The following is a 14383-nucleotide window of genomic DNA, read 5'->3' on the forward strand; positions in this document are numbered from 1 at the left end:
CCCGGTATGCCATGGTCCGGGCAGACCTCAGGGACATCTCCGGGTCAGGTCCTCCTCAGGGCCCGGGTCCCCGTACGCGATCAGGAGTGGTCCGGGGTTCACTCAGGGGCGGAAGGCTCTCGGTGGCGGAAGGTCCCGGTTGGGCCGCGGGAGCCTCGGCTGGGAGACTGGGGCCCATGAGCGACTCCTCCCCCGCACGCCCCGCCGCCCCCGTCCTGGACGTCTGGTGCGCACTGCAGTGCCCGGACTGCCGTAGCGCCCTGGACGACCTGCGCGCGCTGCGCGCCCGCTACGGCGACCGGCTGGAGCTGCGGCTGCGGCACTTCCCGCTGGAGAAGCACAAGCACGCCTTCGCCGCCGCCCAGGCCGCCGAGGAGGCCGCGGAACAGGGGCAGGCCTGGCCGTACGTAGAGGCGGTGCTCGGGCGCGTACAGGAGCTGGACCGTAAGGGAGAACCCTTCCTGGTCGAGGTGGCCGGGGAACTCGGTCTGGACGCCGAGGAGTTCGACACCGCTCTCATCGACGGCCGGCACATCCTGATCGTCGATGCCGACCAGGCCGAGGGCAAGGCCATCGGCGTGACCGGCATCCCGACGTATGTCATCGACGGCGAGCGGCTCGACGGCGGCAAGAGCCAGGAGGGGCTGCGCGAGCGCGTCGAGGAGATCGTGGACCGGCTGCTGGGCGAGCAGAAGGCCTGACCTCCACGACCGCGGCCGCCTACAGGCCCAGCTACGGCTACAGCAGGTTCTTGTAGAAGTGGAAGGTGGTCGTCTCGTAGCCGAGTGACTCGTAGAGCCGCTCGGCCGGGGCGTTCCCGTCGAAGACGTTCAGCCGGATCCCGGGGCGTCCGGCGGCGATCGTCTGCGCCTCCGCCAGGAGCATCAGCGAGCGGCCGTGCCCCCGGCCCCGGTAGCGCTCGTCGGCCTCGACCTCGTAGACGAACGACCAGCCGTCGCGCGCGCCCAGCCACAGCACGCCGACCGGCGTTCCCTCGTGTTCCAGGATGCTGAAGTCCATGCCCGCGCTGCTGAGCCCGTGCGGCAGCGAAGTGGCGTGGTCGCGCTCGGACTTGGCGCGGGCCTCGGCCTCTGGCACCCCGCGGGCGACCCAGTCCAGGGCGTACTGTTCCCTCGCCCGCTCCTCCCAGGGCCCGAACTCGGCCTCCGTCATGGGGCGTCCCAGGCTGCCGGCGGGCAGTTCGGGCGGAGTGGCGCCGAGTCGCTTCTCCATGTGGCGGTTGCGCAGCACGTAGCCGAGGGCCGTGGTCAACCGCAGTGCGGCCGCGGCGGTGGCGGGCACCGACGCCTCGATGCGCGTACAGCCCCAGCCGCGCGCCACCTCCTCCGCGGCGAGCGCGGCCACGGTGCCGCGGCCACGTCCGCGGTCCGGTTCGTCGATGCCGAGGTCGTGGATCCGGGCGACGGACGGCCCGGAGAGGGATTGGGCGGCGAGGTGTATCCGGCCGACGGGACGGCTGTTCACGCACACCGTGTAGTGCCGTGACAGCGCCCCGTCGGCGTCGCGCTGAAGCGGCTCGGTCGGCCGCAGGGTCGTGGTCATCAGGGGTGTTGTACCCGTCCGCGAGGCCTACGTCATCCGGTTAAGGGTGCCGGTCCTGTCAGGGATCGAGGTCGTCGCCCGCCCGCTCGGTGAAGATCCGCATCGCCTTGGCCGTCACTGGGCCCGGGGCGCCCGGCAGTTCGCGGCCGTCGACGCGGTGCACGGCCTGCACATCGCGCAGCGACGAGGTCAGGAAGATCTCGTCGGCCCGCTCCAGGACGTCCAGCGGCAGATCGGTCTCCCTGGCGCCCGTCCACTCGACGGTGAGGGCCCGGGTGATGCCCGCGAGACAGCCGGAGGCCACCGGCGGGGTGTGGATCTCGCCGTCGAGGACGACGAAGACGTTGGAGCCCGTGCCCTCGCAGAGCTGTCCGACCGTGTTCGCGAACAGCGCCTCGGACGCGCCCTGTTCGCGCGCGCGGGCGAGGGCAACGACGTTCTCGGCGTACGAGGTCGTCTTGAGGCCCGTCAGCGTGCCGCGCTCGTTGCGGGTCCACGGCACGGTGATCACGGCGGTGGAGTCCGGGCGCCGGGTGGCCTCGCCGAGCGCGACGACCAGGGTCGGGCCGTGCTCCCCGCGGTCGGAGCCGAGCGGGCCGTGGCCCCCGGTGTACGTGATCCGCAGTCGGCCGAACGCCATCGGGTTGGCTTCCAGGACGGCCGCGCAGGCCCGGCGCACCTCGTCGTGGTCGGGCTCGGGCAGCCCGAGGCCGAGTGCCGAGCGCGACAGCCGGTCGAGGTGGCGGGTGAGCGCGAACGGACGGCCGTCGATCGCCTTCGCGGTCTCGAAGACGCCGTCGCCCACGGTCAGCCCGTGGTCGAAGACGGAGACACGGGCCGACTCGCTGTCCTGCAGCCGGCCGTCGAGCCAGAGCTTCACCTGTGGGTCCCTTCACTTGCGTCGTACGCCCCTGGGTACACCCCCGACGCTACAGCGAGCAGTCGCGCGGCTTTCAGTTCGGTCTCCTCCCACTCCCGCTCGGGGTCCGAACCCCAGGTGATGCCCGCGCCGGAACCGAAGCGCAGCACACCCTCCGCCCGGTCGATCCAGAAGGTGCGGATACCGACGGCCAGCTCCCCGGTGCCGCGGTCCGCGTCGACCCAGCCGATGCCGCCGCAGTACGGGCCCCGTGGCGCCGTCTCCAGGGCCTCGATGATCCGCAGGGCGCTGGACTTCGGGGCACCGGTCACCGAGCCGGGCGGGAAGGTCGCGGCGAGCAGTTCGGGCCAGCCCGCGCCCTCGCGGAGTTCGCCGCGGACGGTGGAGACGAGGTGGACCAGCCCGGGGTGCTTCTCGACGACGCACAGGTCGGGCACGGTCACGCTGCCCGTGGCGCACACCCTGCCCAGGTCGTTGCGGACCAGGTCCACGATCATCACGTTCTCGGCGCGGTCCTTCTCCAGCAGGTCGGCCTCGGTCCGTCCGGTGCCCTTGATCGGGCCCGACTCGACCACCGCCCCGCTCACCCGGAGGAAGAGCTCGGGAGAAGCGGTGGCTATCTCCACGTCGTGGCCGGGCAGGCGAATCGTTCCGGCAAACGGTGCCGGGTTGCCGCGCGCCAGCAGAGCGGTCAGCGCGTCCACATCGGCGTCGGGCACGATCGGCGCGGACAGGACGCGGCAGAGGTTCGCCTGATACACGTCGCCGGACGCGATGTACTCCCGGATGCGCCGGACACCGGCCGTGTACGCGGCGCGGTCGAGTGACGACGTCCAGTCACCGACCGCCGGGCCTCGCCACTCCCCCGGCACCGGCGCGGGGACGAGTTCCCGTCGTACGTCCGCGAAACGGGCACAGACCAGCCGCCCCTCGAAGTCGGCGCTGACGGCCCAGAAGCCACTGGAGTCCAGGGCCGCCGGGTCGCCGGTGACGTCGAGGAGACCGGTCGCGACGATGTTGCCGAAACGGGCGAGAGCTGGGAGGTCGTGCACGGCTGTGAGTCTATGGCGGGTGACCCGCGGGTGCCCTGGCCGTGTCCTGGAGCGGGCGTAGCGCAGCACGCTGCACAAACGCGTTTTTGTGCTGGCCCCGGAATCCGCTAGAGTTCAACACGTCGCCGGGACGCTCACGCGAACCGGAAACGACAAGCGGACGTAGCTCAGTTGGTAGAGCGCAACCTTGCCAAGGTTGAGGTCGCCAGTTCGAACCTGGTCGTCCGCTCGCAGGAAGTGGGGGATCTTCCCGAACCCCCGCCCTCCTGGTGGAGTGGCCGAGAGGCGAGGCAACGGCCTGCAAAGCCGTCTACACGGGTTCAAATCCCGTCTCCACCTCCAAGGACGATTAGCTCAGCGGGAGAGCGCTTCCCTGACACGGAAGAGGTCACTGGTTCAATCCCAGTATCGTCCACTGGATCTTCCGGTACGTTCGGCGAGATCCGATCCCGCGCGATTAGCTCAGCGGGAGAGCGCTTCCCTGACACGGAAGAGGTCACTGGTTCAATCCCAGTATCGCGCACGCACCACGCACCAGCTGTATGCCCCACCTGCGCGATTAGCTCAGCGGGAGAGCGCTTCCCTGACACGGAAGAGGTCACTGGTTCAATCCCAGTATCGCGCACCAGCCGAAGCCCCCGGCCGTCTCGTACGGTCGGGGGCTTCGTCGTGCCTCCGGGGCGCTCCCCAGGTCGGGAGCGGTCCGGTCAGGAGGAGAAGAGCATGTGGCCGAAGCTCTTGTGACGCTTGTTGTGGCCGTAGTGCCCGCCATGGCCACCGTGACCGCCGTGCGGAGCGCCCCAGGCGGGTGCGGGGGCCGCAGGGTACGCCTGCGGGGCTCCCGCGGCCGGGTACGCCTGCGGGACGCCCGGGGGCGGCGGGGCGGGCTGCGAGTACTGGCCCTCCAGGCGGGCCAGCGACTCAAGCTCGCCGTAGTCGAGAAATATCCCGCGGCAGCCGCTGCACTGCTCGATCTGGACGCCATTGCGGTTGTACGTGTGCATCGGCGCGTGACACTTCGGACACTGCATGCTCGGCTCAACTCCTCGCCGGTCGGTACTGCTTCCGCCAGGACAGACTCCGCCCGGCTTCGGTCGGTTGCACCCTACGTCGCGTATTCTCCCGCCAACTCCGGCGGGTGTGTGGCCATTCGGTCACAAGCGTCGATGACGGACGTTTCCACCTCGTCCAACGGGCGCTCCGCCGCGACCGACTTGGCGATCGCCAGGGCCGCGGTCTGCACGGTCAGGGCGCGGGCCGGGACGTCGAGCGCCGGCCAGGGGTCGCTGTCCGCGGGGACGGCCGGACCGTCGGCAGTCCGGTACGCGGTGAGGAAGCGGGCCCACTCGTCGGGCGGCAGGAGTCCGCAGGCGAACCAGGCCGCGGGGCGGGCCAGGTCCCAGGCGGGCTCGCCCAGGCCCAGGTCGTCGATGTCGATGAGCAGCCAGTCGCCGCCCCGCGTCCGCACCAGCTGGCCCAGGTGCAGGTCACCGTGGCACAGCGTGCGCGCGTACGGCGTCGGGGCCTCGTCCCTCGCCCAGGCGGGCAGGACGGCCCAGGCCCGTAGGACCGGGGCTGCCGCCGGATGCGGGCCTGCCGCGTGGAGGCGGGCGACGGCGCGGGCCGCCTTGGCCGGGCCGCGCATGGGCGGGACGCCGGGCGGGAGTACGGACCGAGGCGTCCGGTGGAGTCGCGCGAGGAGGGTGGCGGCCGCCTCCCAGGGGGCGGCGTCGGGGTCGTCCCGGTCCACGGGACTGCCGTACGGCCAGAAGGTGACCGGGCGTCCGTGCGACTCGACCGCGTTCGGCCTCAGCGGTGGCAGGAGGATGCCGTCGAGCCGGGGATGCGCCGCGACCGCCATCCGTGCCGCGAGCTCACCGGGGTCGGTGTCGGCGGCGTGCGCCTTCGCCACGGTGTCGGCATGCCGGACGACGGTGCCGTCGGGCCGGTCGGCCAGCACGGAGGTCTCCGAACCGCAGCCACAGGGCTCCGCCGCCGGATGCGCGACGGCCCGCACCTTCGCCCTGAGCGCGGGCAGCACGTCTGCGGTCACTCGGATCCCCCCTGAACTCCTGCGTCCCACTGCCACGGCCCGCTCGGGTCCTGCGCCGACGGGTCCTGCCAGGAGCGTACGCAGGCAAAGCAATGCGGGCGCAGCTCCCCAGCTGCGCCCGCATTTTTGCCGTCCGCCGCACCCCCGTCCCCACGGGGTTTCATGGCCGGATGTCCCCGCCCGGACCGCTCTTCCGGGCCTGGGGCGCCGCTCAGCGCCCCAGCATCACGCCCACGGACGACGCCTGTGTGACCACTGCTTCCCAGCCGCCGAAGACGACTACGAGCAGGGTGGCCAGAGGGAGGACCATGGCCGTCGCCACCAGGGGGTGGCGTCGGCCGGACCGGCTGGAACCGAACGCGGCGCTGTACGCCTTGCGTCCCTGCGTGCGGATCATGGTCCGCGATGCTGTGTCCGCCATGGTCCCTCTCCTGACCGTTCTGTTGAGGTCTGCTGGATCAGATCTGTTGGTTGAGATCTGTTGGTTGAGATCTGTCGAAAAGCTTCTGTTGTCTGGCAGCGGCGGGTGTCTGACCTCGGGGGACGAGTGCTGCACCCGCCGCTTGACAACAAATCTAGGCGTGGGAGGCGTGCGGGTCGTCATGCCCTCGTACCTATTACCGGGCCTCCCCGAGGATGACCGGTGACCTGCGGACTACTCCCCTGGGTGGAGAAGAGGTCCTAGGTCTCAGGGGTTTCCCGGAGGGGACGTCCGGTCTGTTCCGAGCTGTCCTCCCTCGGGACCGGCTGCTCGACGAGCGCGAGCACCCTGGTGGCCATGAACCGGGCCGTGCGGACCACTGATCCACTACGGGTGACTTCGCTCACTTCGACCACCCCCCTGCGGACCGCCGTCTCCACCCGGCGGCCCGCCCGGCTCGCCACCACCTCGTACGTACGCGTCGTGTCCCCGGCGTCGACCACTATCTCCACGCGATCACCCTTCACGGGCCCAATCCCCCTTCTGCGACGGATGGTTGGGGATTCGCGCAGCTCAACGCCGCCCGGCTCCCCCGTCCCCTGACCACCTCTCAAGTTTCCCACCCGGCACTGACAATCGATCGGGCCGTGAGGGCGCGGCCTCTGCGCGCACCCGGCCGCGGAAACGTAAGCTGTGGCTCGTCAAACGGACCGGGCAGCGGGGATGGACATGGCGATGATGCGCCTGAGGCGCGAGGACCCGCGTGTCGTCGGCTCGTTCAGGCTTCACCGACGGCTCGGCGCGGGCGGGATGGGCGTTGTCTATCTGGGCTCCGACCGGCGTGGCCAGCGGGTCGCGCTGAAGGTGATCCGGCCGGACCTGGCGGAGGATCAGGAGTTCCGGTCGCGGTTCGCCCGTGAGGTGTCGGCCGCGCGGCGGATCCGGGGCGGTTGCACCGCGCGGCTGGTCGCCGCGGATCTGGAAGCGGACCGGCCCTGGTTCGCGACGCAGTACGTGCCGGGCCCCTCTCTGCACGACAAGGTCAACGACGAGGGCCCGCTCTGCGCGGCCGAGGTCGCGGCCGTCGGCGCCGCCCTCTCCGAGGGGCTCGTCGCCGTGCACGAGGCCGGTGTCGTCCACCGCGACCTGAAGCCGTCGAACATCCTGCTGTCCCCGAAGGGGCCACGCATCATCGACTTCGGCATCGCCTGGGCGACCGGCGCGAGCACGCTGACGCACGTCGGTACGGCGGTGGGGTCGCCCGGGTTCCTGGCGCCCGAGCAGGTGCGGGGCGCGGCGGTCACGCCGGCCACGGACGTCTTCGCCCTGGGGGCGACGCTGGCCTACGCGGCGACCCAGGACTCGCCCTTCGGACACGGCAGTTCCGAAGTGATGCTCTACAGAGTCGTGCACGAGGAGGCACAGCTGCACGGCGTGCCGGACGCGCTGGCCCCTCTCGTACGGGCCTGTCTGGCGAAGGACCCCGAGGAGCGGCCCAGCACACTGCAGTTGTCGCTGCGGCTGAAGGAGATCGCGGCCCGGGAGGCGCAGGGAATGGGCGACGCCCGCCCGCCCGCGCCCCGTACAGCCGAGGCCGACCGGCCGACCGGGCGGCTCACCGAGAGCTACCCGGAGCAGCGCACGCAGCGGCGTACGCAGGGCACGCCCTCGCCTCGCGGCAACGGCAGCCCGTCACGGTCCGGGGCGCGTCCGGCGGCCCCGCGGTCCGGTACGGGGAGTCGGCCCGGCTCGTCCCGCGGTGGGACGGGGCGCTCCGGGCCACGGACCACCGGAACCGGGCGGCGGCCTGCCAATCCGCGGCTGTTGCGGCAGCGGTTGTTCGTGTTCGTGGTGGTGACGTTGCTGGTGGCGTTGGGGATCGCGGCGGCGCAGGGGTGCCAGGGGCCCGCCCGGGGACTTGGGCACGGGGATCTGGGCGGGGACGTGCGGCAGGAGCAGGCGTACGGGCAGAGCGGGGTTCGACTCGGCGGGTGAGCGTGTTCGCCGGCTGCGGGTGCGTCGCGGCTGGTCACGCCCACGCGGCGGAGCAGCACCGTGTCACAGCCCCGCGCCCCTGAAGGAGCGCGGCCCCTCTAGCTCTGTGGTCTGCCCGTCGCCACCGCGTAGAAGGCGACCGCTGCCGCCGCTCCCACGTTCAGGGAGTCGACGCCGTGGGCCATCGGGATGCGGACCCATTCGTCGGCGGCCACCAGGGCCTGGGTGGACAGGCCGTCGCCCTCCGCGCCGAGCATCAGGGCCACGCGGTCCATCTTGTGCGGGGCCGCCTCGTCCAGGGACTTGGCCTTCTCGTCCGGGGTGAGGGCGAGGAGGGTGAAGCCCGCCTCGCGGACCGTTTCCAGGCCCTTGGGCCAGGTGTCCAGACGGGCGTACGGGACGGAGAAGACCGCGCCCATGGAGACCTTCACCGAGCGGCGGTAGAGCGGGTCCGCGCAGTCGGGGGACAGCAGGACCGCGTCCATCCCGAGGGCGGCGGCGCTGCGGAAGATCGCACCGATGTTGGTGTGGTCGTTGACCGACTCCATCACGACGACCCGGCGGGCCGTCTGGAGCAGGTCGTCCGGGGTCGGCAGCGGCTTGCGCTGCATGGAGGCGAGGGCGCCTCGGTGCACGTGGTAGCCGGTGACCTGTTCAGCGAGGTCCGGGCTGACCGCGTACACCGGGGCCGGCAGTTCGTCGATGACGTCGCGCATGACGTCGACCCACTTGGCGGAGAGCAGCATCGAGCGCATCTCGTAACCGGCTTCCTTGGCCCGTCTGATGACCTTCTCGCCCTCTGCGATGAACAGGCCCTCGGCGGGTTCTCGCTTGCGGCGCAGCTCCACGTCGGTCAGGCCCGTGTAGTCGCGCAGGCGGGGGTCGGCTGGGTCCTCAACGGTGATGAGATCGGCCACAGGGTGATACTGCCTTGTCCTGGGTGTGGTGCCAACGGCTTGGAACGGGTTGGGTTACCCGGGGTTACTCGGATGCCCTCGGCGAGCTGTCCGGGCGCACGGTCACGACCTCGCCGATGACGATGACCGCCGGAGGCTTCACGTTCTCCGCGAGTACGGTCTCGGCGACCGTGGCGAGGGTCGCGTCGACCCTGCGCTGCGCGGCGGTCGTGCCCTCCTGGACGACGGCCACCGGGGTGTCCGCCGACTTGCCGTTCGCCATCAACGTACGGGCGATGGCGCCGATCTTGTCCACACCCATCAGGATGACCAGGGTGCCGCGGAGCCTGGCGAGGGCCGCCCAGTCGACCAGGGAGCGTTCGTCGTCGGGGGCGATGTGGCCGCTGACGACCGTGAAGTCGTGGGCGACCCCGCGGTGGGTGACCGGGATGCCCGCCGCGCCCGGGACGGAGATCGAGCTGGAGATGCCGGGGACGACCGTGCAGGCGATGCCCGCCTCGGCCAGCGCCTGGACCTCCTCCATGCCACGGCCGTAGACGTAGGGGTCGCCGCCCTTCAGACGGACGACCGCCTTGCCCTGCTTGGCGTGCTCGATCAGCGCGTTGTTGATGGCCTCCTGGGCCATGAAACGGCCGTACGGGATCTTCGCCGCGTCGATCACCTCGACGTGCGGCGGGAGTTCGGCGAGGAGGTCGCGGGGGCCGAGGCGGTCGGCGATGACCACGTCCGCCTCGGCGAGGAGCCGGCGGCCGCGGACCGTGATCAGGTCCGGGTCGCCGGGGCCGCCGCCGACCAGGGCGACACCGGGGGTGCGGGTGCGGTGGTGAGGCGCGACCAGGGTGCCGTCGCGCAGGCCCTCCACGACCGCGTCCCTGATGGCCGCCGTGTGGCGGGGGTCGCGGCCCTTCGCGTTCGTCGTGAGCACGGCCACCGTGACGCCCTCGCTGTGGCCGGTCGCCGGGGTCCAGGCCGTGGCCGCGTCCGCGTCGTCCGAACGCACGCACCACACGCGGTGGGCCTCCGCCTCGGCGGAGGCCGCGGCGTTCGCCTCGGTGTCGCTGGTGGCGATCAGGGCGTACCAGGCATCCGCGAGGTCGCCGGCCTCGTACGGGCGCCTTGTCCAGGTCAGCTCGCCCGCGTCCGCCATCGCCTCGACGGAGGGGGTGGCGGCCGGGGACACGAGGTGGATGTCCGCGCCCGCCGCGATGAGGGCCGGGAGGCGGCGTTGGGCCACCTGGCCGGCACCGAGGACCACTACGCGGCGGCCGGTGAGGCGGAGGCCTACGGGGTAGGCGGGGTTTTCGGCCATGGAGGTGCGGCTCCTCATGCGGGTGGTGCGGGTGGGCGCGCTGCAGCCTTGGAGCGGGCCTGACGTGCGGATTTTATGGTGCGGGGTGGTCGGGGTGGGTGGGGGTTCTTTCCCCAAGCCCGCCCCTTCCCGAAACCGGGGGCTCCGCCCCCGGACCCCCGCACGTGCGGGGGTCCGGTCTACTTTTCGGTTACCCCAGCCGAGTCGAACGTCGCCACCTCGTGCATCGCACGCGCCGCGCTCTGGACCACCGGGAGGGCCAGCAAGGCGCCCGTGCCCTCGCCGAGGCGGAGGTCCAGGTCGACCAGGGGGCGCAGGCCCAGCTTGTTGAGGGCGGCGACGTGGCCCGGTTCGGCGCTGCGGTGGCCGGCGATGCAGGCCGCGAGGACCTCGGGGGCGATGGCGCGGGCCACCAGGGCGGCGGCGCCGGCGCTGACGCCGTCCAGGATCACCGGGGTGCGCAGCGAGGCGCCGCCCAGGAGGAGGCCCACCAGGGCGGCGTGCTCCAGGCCGCCGATGGCCGCGAGGACGCCGATCGGGTCGGCCGGGTCCGGCTGGTGGAGCTCCAGGGCACGGCGTACGACGTCGGTCTTGCGGGCCAGGGTCTCGTCGTTGATGCCGGTGCCCCGGCCGGTGACCTCGGCGGGGTCGGCGCCGGTGAAGACGGAGATCAGGGCTGCCGACGCGGTGGTGTTGGCGATGCCCATCTCGCCCGTGATCAGGGCCTTGTTGCCGGCCGCCACGAGGTCGCGGGCCGTCTCGACGCCCACCTCGATGGCCGCCTTGACCTCCTCGCGGGTCAGCGCGGGGCCGGTCGTCATGTCGGCCGTGCCCGCGCGGACCTTGCGCGGCAGCAGTCCCGGGGTCGCGGGCAGGTCGGAGGCCACGCCCACGTCCACGACGCAGACCTCGGCGCCGACCTGGTTGGCGAAGGCGTTGCAGACCGCTCCGCCGCCGAGGATGTTGGCCACCATCTGGCCGGTGACCTCCTGCGGCCACGGGGTGACGCCCTGGGCGTGGACACCGTGGTCACCGGCGAAGATCGCGACGGCCGCGGGCTCCGGGATCGGCGGCGGGCACATCCGGGAGAGGCCCGAGAGCTGGGCGGAGATGATCTCCAGCATGCCCAGCGCCCCGGCCGGCTTGGTCATGCGCTTCTGGCGCTCCCACGCCTCGCCGAGCGCCTTGGCGTCCAGCGGGCGGATGTTGGAGACGGTCTCGGCAAGCAGGTCGTGGGGCTCCTCTCCGGGCAGCGCGCGACGCCCGTACGTCTCCTCGTGGACGACCCAGGACAGCGGGCGGCGCTTGGACCAGCCCGCCTGCAGCAGCTCGGGCTCCTCCGGGAACTCGTCGACGTATCCGACGCAGAGGTAGGCGACGACCTCAAGGTGATCGGGCAGACCCAGCTCGCGGACCATCTCCCGCTCGTCGAAGAAGCTGACCCAGCCCACGCCGAGGCCCTCGGCCCGGGCGGCGAGCCAGAGGTTCTCGACCGCGAGCGCGGAGGAGTACGGCGCCATCTGCGGCTGGGTGTGACGGCCGAGCGTGTGCCGGCCGCCCCGGGTCGGGTCCGCGGTGACGACGATGTTCACCGGGGTGTCGAGGATGGCCTCGATCTTCAGTTCCTTGAACTGCTTCGCGCGGCCCTTGGGCAGCGACTTGGCGTACGCCTCGCGCTGGCGCTGGGCCAGTTCGTGCATCGTGCGGCGGGTCTCCGCCGAGCGGATGACGACGAAGTCCCACGGCTGGGAGTGGCCGACGGACGGGGCCGTGTGGGCCGCTTCCAGGACCCGGAGCAGCACGTCGTGCGGGATGGGGTCGCTGCGGAAGCCGTTGCGGATGTCCCGGCGCTCGCGCATCACGCGCAGGACGGCCTCGCGCTCGGCGTCGTCGTAGCCGGGCGCGGCCGGGCCGACGGGCTCTCGTGTCTCTGCCACGGCGGCCGTGCTCTCTTCCTGGTCGGCGGCCCTGGTGTCCAGGTCCTCCGCGTGCTGTGCGGCTACGGGCTCCGCGTCGTGGTCTTGGCCCTGGTCCTGGTGGTCCTGGTCCTCGACCGGAGCCTGCGGTACGGGAGTTGCCTCGGCCTCGGGGACCGGCTCGGGCTCCCTGGGAGTGGGGAGGGCGAGTGCGGGCTCCTCCGCGGGCGCGGCTTCGGGCACGGACTCGGGCTGCTCGACGGGCGCGAGTTGCTCAGCGGTCGCGAGCTGCTCGGTGGTCGCCGCGACCGGGGCCGCCGTCTCCTCGGCGGGCTGCTCGGTGAGCTCCTCCGGCAACGGCGGCACGGTCATGGCGTGCGGCGGGGGCGACGCCAGGTGCGGGGTGGTCGGGACGGTGCCCTCGACCGGCAGGAACTGGACGACGCCCTGTTCCGCCTGTTCCACCTGTTCCGCGTCGGCCACCTCCACGGGGACGGCCGTGGGGACGACCTCTTCGTCGTGGGGCTCGTGGCCGTGGGTCGGGTCGCCGTGAATGGGGTCGCCGTGGGTCGGTGCGTCGAAGCTCTCATCGCCGTGGACCGCGAGCGGTTCGGGTGCCACGACCTGGTCGGGTACCGCCGCCGGTTCCGGTGTCTCCGGCTCCGCGGCGGTGTCCACCTGGGCCGCCTGCGAGAGGTCGACGTCGGCGACGCCCACGACGGGCGCCTCCGCGGTCTCCGCCTCCGCGAACTGCGGCGGCTCGACGGCTTCCTGGGCCTGGGCGGCCTCTTCCACGGCGGGCGCGGGTTCCGTCAACTGCGGTTGCTGCTGCGGAATATCGGCCTGCGGACCGGCCTCGGCGAAGTGCGCCGCCGGGTCCTGGAACTGCTGCTCCTCCTCGTACACGGCCTGCGGGTGCGGGTCCTGCTCCGCGTACGCGGGCTGCACCTCGTCGGCCGACTGCGGAGGCCGGTACGCCTCGGGCGGGTGCGAGCCGGTGTCGTCCGGCTGCTGCGAGGCGTACGCGGCGACGGGCGCCACGGGGAACGGCGTGGGCTGCGGGAACTGGGCGAGGTCCGGGGCGTGCGCGAACTCGGGGGCGGTCTGGGCGACCTCATAGGTCTGGGGCGTCTCCGGAGCCTGCGGGAAGAGCGAACCGTCCGCGAGCAGCGGGGCCTGCGCGTAGTCCTGGACCTGGACCGGTTCCGGGGCGGGCGCAACGGCCTCCGGTGCCTGGAACTCTTCGGGAACGGGCACGGCTTCGGGAACCTGCACGGCTTCCGGCTGCTGAGGAACGTACGCGGGGTCCGGAGCCGGCTCGGCCTCCTCCGGCTCCGAAGCATCGACGTCGGCGACGGCGACGGCGACCGCCTGGACGGGGGCGGGCCCGGCCTCGGGAACCTCGGCAGCGCTCAGGTCCGGATGCACCTGCTGTGCCTGCTCCGCCTGGGCCGGCTCGGGGGCGGGCGCCTCGGCGGGCGGCTGTGCGGCGGGAACCCCGCCCTCCGCGAGCGGGGCACCTCCGGTGTCGGGGGCGTGCGCGGCCTCCGCGACCGGCGCGGGACCGTCGTCCGGCGTGCCACCGGCGTGCGCTCCCCCGCCCTCGGGGAAGACCGTTTCTGCAGCCATGTCCTCGGCGCCGACCTGTGCCACCGGCGGCGCGACCCGTACCTGAGCCTGCGCGCCCCAGGGAGTCGCGCCCTGCAGCGCGATCTCGTCCCGCGGCACGTCGAGGTACTCGGGACCGACCGTGGGCGGACCGGCCTGTCGTACGGGAACGGCGTGGACCGGTGCTCCCGCCGGGCCGCGGTCGGCGAGGGAACGGACCGGGCTGCCGGCGCCGTCCGGGGTGGGCGGGCCGAGGTGCAGCGGGCGACGGGCGACGGGCGGCTGCGGAGCGGGCGAGGACATCCGGACGGCGCTGAGGTCGACCGAGCCGCTGTCGCGGCCAGCCGTCTCGTGCGGTCCCGGCTCGTGGACGGTCTCGACGACCGGCGCCGGGACCGGCGGGGCCACTTCGTTGCCCCACGCGCCCTGGGCGCCCGGCAGCAGCAACAGGTCTTCGTCTTCGGCGGTCGTGGTGTCGGAGAGGTAGGTGTACGCGCCGGGGGCGGGGACGCCCGGCTGCTCCACCATGCCTTGGTTCTCCGGCAGCCCCTCGCCCGGGACCTGGCCGGTGTCGGTCATGCGTACCCCTCGCCCATCGGTTAGTGCTCCAACGACCTGCTCGTCCGGAGCGGCGCACCGACCGCCCGCAGTGAAGTAACGAGCATGCGT

The 14383-nt window shown here is 72.6% G+C and carries 12 protein-coding genes and 5 tRNA genes; 7 read left to right on the forward strand and 10 right to left on the reverse strand.

From position 1 onward, the window contains the following. Positions 1-176 precede the first annotated feature (176 nt). Positions 177-701 (forward strand): DsbA family protein, encoded by a 525-nt coding sequence (locus tag ACH4YP_RS24215; RefSeq protein ID WP_398492413.1) that lies wholly within the window; start codon positions 177-179, stop codon positions 699-701. Positions 702-738: 37 nt separating this feature from the next. Here ACH4YP_RS24215 and ACH4YP_RS24220 read toward each other — a convergent pair whose 3' ends face one another. Genes ACH4YP_RS24220 through ACH4YP_RS24230 form a run of 3 tightly spaced genes read right to left on the reverse strand, consistent with a single transcriptional unit; the run spans position 739 to position 3495 of the window. Further along, a complete protein-coding gene (locus ACH4YP_RS24220; RefSeq protein WP_361067536.1) occupies positions 739-1563 on the reverse strand; it encodes a GNAT family N-acetyltransferase in 825 nt (274 codons plus the stop codon). Between the two features lie 58 nt (positions 1564-1621). Beyond that, entirely contained in the window at positions 1622-2443 is an 822-nt protein-coding gene (locus ACH4YP_RS24225) for an aminodeoxychorismate lyase (RefSeq protein WP_361067533.1), read from the reverse strand. After that, a complete protein-coding gene (locus tag ACH4YP_RS24230; RefSeq protein WP_398492415.1) occupies positions 2440-3495 on the reverse strand; it encodes a chorismate-binding protein in 1056 nt (351 codons plus the stop codon). Before ACH4YP_RS24230 ends, ACH4YP_RS24225 begins: the two co-directional genes overlap by 4 nt. 156 nt (positions 3496-3651) lie before the next feature. On the opposite strand from ACH4YP_RS24230, the gene ACH4YP_RS24235 reads away from it, so the two are divergent. The 5 genes from ACH4YP_RS24235 to ACH4YP_RS24255 all read left to right on the forward strand — a co-directional run bounded on the left by ACH4YP_RS24235 (position 3652) and on the right by ACH4YP_RS24255 (position 4123). Further along, positions 3652-3724: transfer RNA gene (locus tag ACH4YP_RS24235), tRNA-Gly, on the forward strand. A gap of 39 nt (positions 3725-3763) precedes the next feature. Beyond that, a tRNA-Cys gene (locus ACH4YP_RS24240) sits at positions 3764-3837 on the forward strand. Between the two features lies 1 nt (position 3838). Further along, positions 3839-3910, forward strand: a tRNA-Val gene (locus ACH4YP_RS24245). Positions 3911-3946: 36 nt separating this feature from the next. Further along, positions 3947-4018 (forward strand) — tRNA-Val (locus ACH4YP_RS24250). Positions 4019-4048: 30 nt separating this feature from the next. After that, positions 4049-4123: transfer RNA gene (locus tag ACH4YP_RS24255), tRNA-Val, on the forward strand. Between the two features lie 79 nt (positions 4124-4202). Here ACH4YP_RS24255 and ACH4YP_RS24260 read toward each other — a convergent pair. From ACH4YP_RS24260 to ACH4YP_RS24275, 4 genes are all read right to left on the reverse strand, one after another. Further along, the gene (locus tag ACH4YP_RS24260; RefSeq protein ID WP_307526551.1) at positions 4203-4526 is read right to left on the reverse strand and encodes a zf-TFIIB domain-containing protein; all 324 of its coding nucleotides are present in this window, start codon (positions 4524-4526) and stop codon (positions 4203-4205) included. A gap of 74 nt (positions 4527-4600) precedes the next feature. Then, positions 4601-5548, reverse strand: coding sequence for an aminoglycoside phosphotransferase family protein (locus ACH4YP_RS24265; RefSeq protein WP_361067527.1), 948 nt, complete (start codon positions 5546-5548; stop codon positions 4601-4603). A 211-nt stretch (positions 5549-5759) separates the two neighbouring features. After that, positions 5760-5969 (reverse strand): hypothetical protein, encoded by a 210-nt coding sequence (locus ACH4YP_RS24270; RefSeq protein ID WP_055618075.1) that lies wholly within the window; start codon positions 5967-5969, stop codon positions 5760-5762. Between the two features lie 260 nt (positions 5970-6229). Next, positions 6230-6496, reverse strand: coding sequence for a hypothetical protein (locus ACH4YP_RS24275; protein WP_055511046.1), 267 nt, complete (start codon positions 6494-6496; stop codon positions 6230-6232). 196 nt (positions 6497-6692) lie between these two features. Here ACH4YP_RS24275 and ACH4YP_RS24280 point away from each other — a divergent pair, with 196 nt between their 5' ends. Next, entirely contained in the window at positions 6693-7964 is a 1272-nt protein-coding gene (locus ACH4YP_RS24280; protein ID WP_361067559.1) for a protein kinase, read from the forward strand. Positions 7965-8062: 98 nt separating this feature from the next. Here ACH4YP_RS24280 and ACH4YP_RS24285 read toward each other — a convergent pair whose 3' ends face one another. The 3 genes from ACH4YP_RS24285 to cobT all read right to left on the reverse strand — a co-directional run bounded on the left by ACH4YP_RS24285 (position 8063) and on the right by cobT (position 14293). Beyond that, positions 8063-8881, reverse strand: coding sequence for an RNA methyltransferase (locus ACH4YP_RS24285; RefSeq protein ID WP_361067521.1), 819 nt, complete (start codon positions 8879-8881; stop codon positions 8063-8065). A gap of 64 nt (positions 8882-8945) precedes the next feature. Then, positions 8946-10190: a uroporphyrinogen-III C-methyltransferase gene (gene cobA / locus ACH4YP_RS24290; protein WP_398492417.1), complete on the reverse strand. Its 1245-nt coding sequence runs from the start codon at positions 10188-10190 to the stop codon at positions 8946-8948. A gap of 179 nt (positions 10191-10369) precedes the next feature. Continuing rightward, positions 10370-14293 carry a nicotinate-nucleotide--dimethylbenzimidazole phosphoribosyltransferase gene (gene cobT, locus ACH4YP_RS24295; RefSeq protein ID WP_398492419.1) on the reverse strand — a complete coding sequence of 1308 codons (3924 nt, stop codon included), beginning with the start codon at positions 14291-14293 and terminating at the stop codon, positions 10370-10372. Positions 14294-14383 lie beyond the last annotated feature (90 nt).

Origin of the sequence: Streptomyces sp. NPDC020747 (assembly GCF_044334695.1) — a bacterium.
GTDB lineage: Bacteria > Actinomycetota > Actinomycetes > Streptomycetales > Streptomycetaceae > Streptomyces.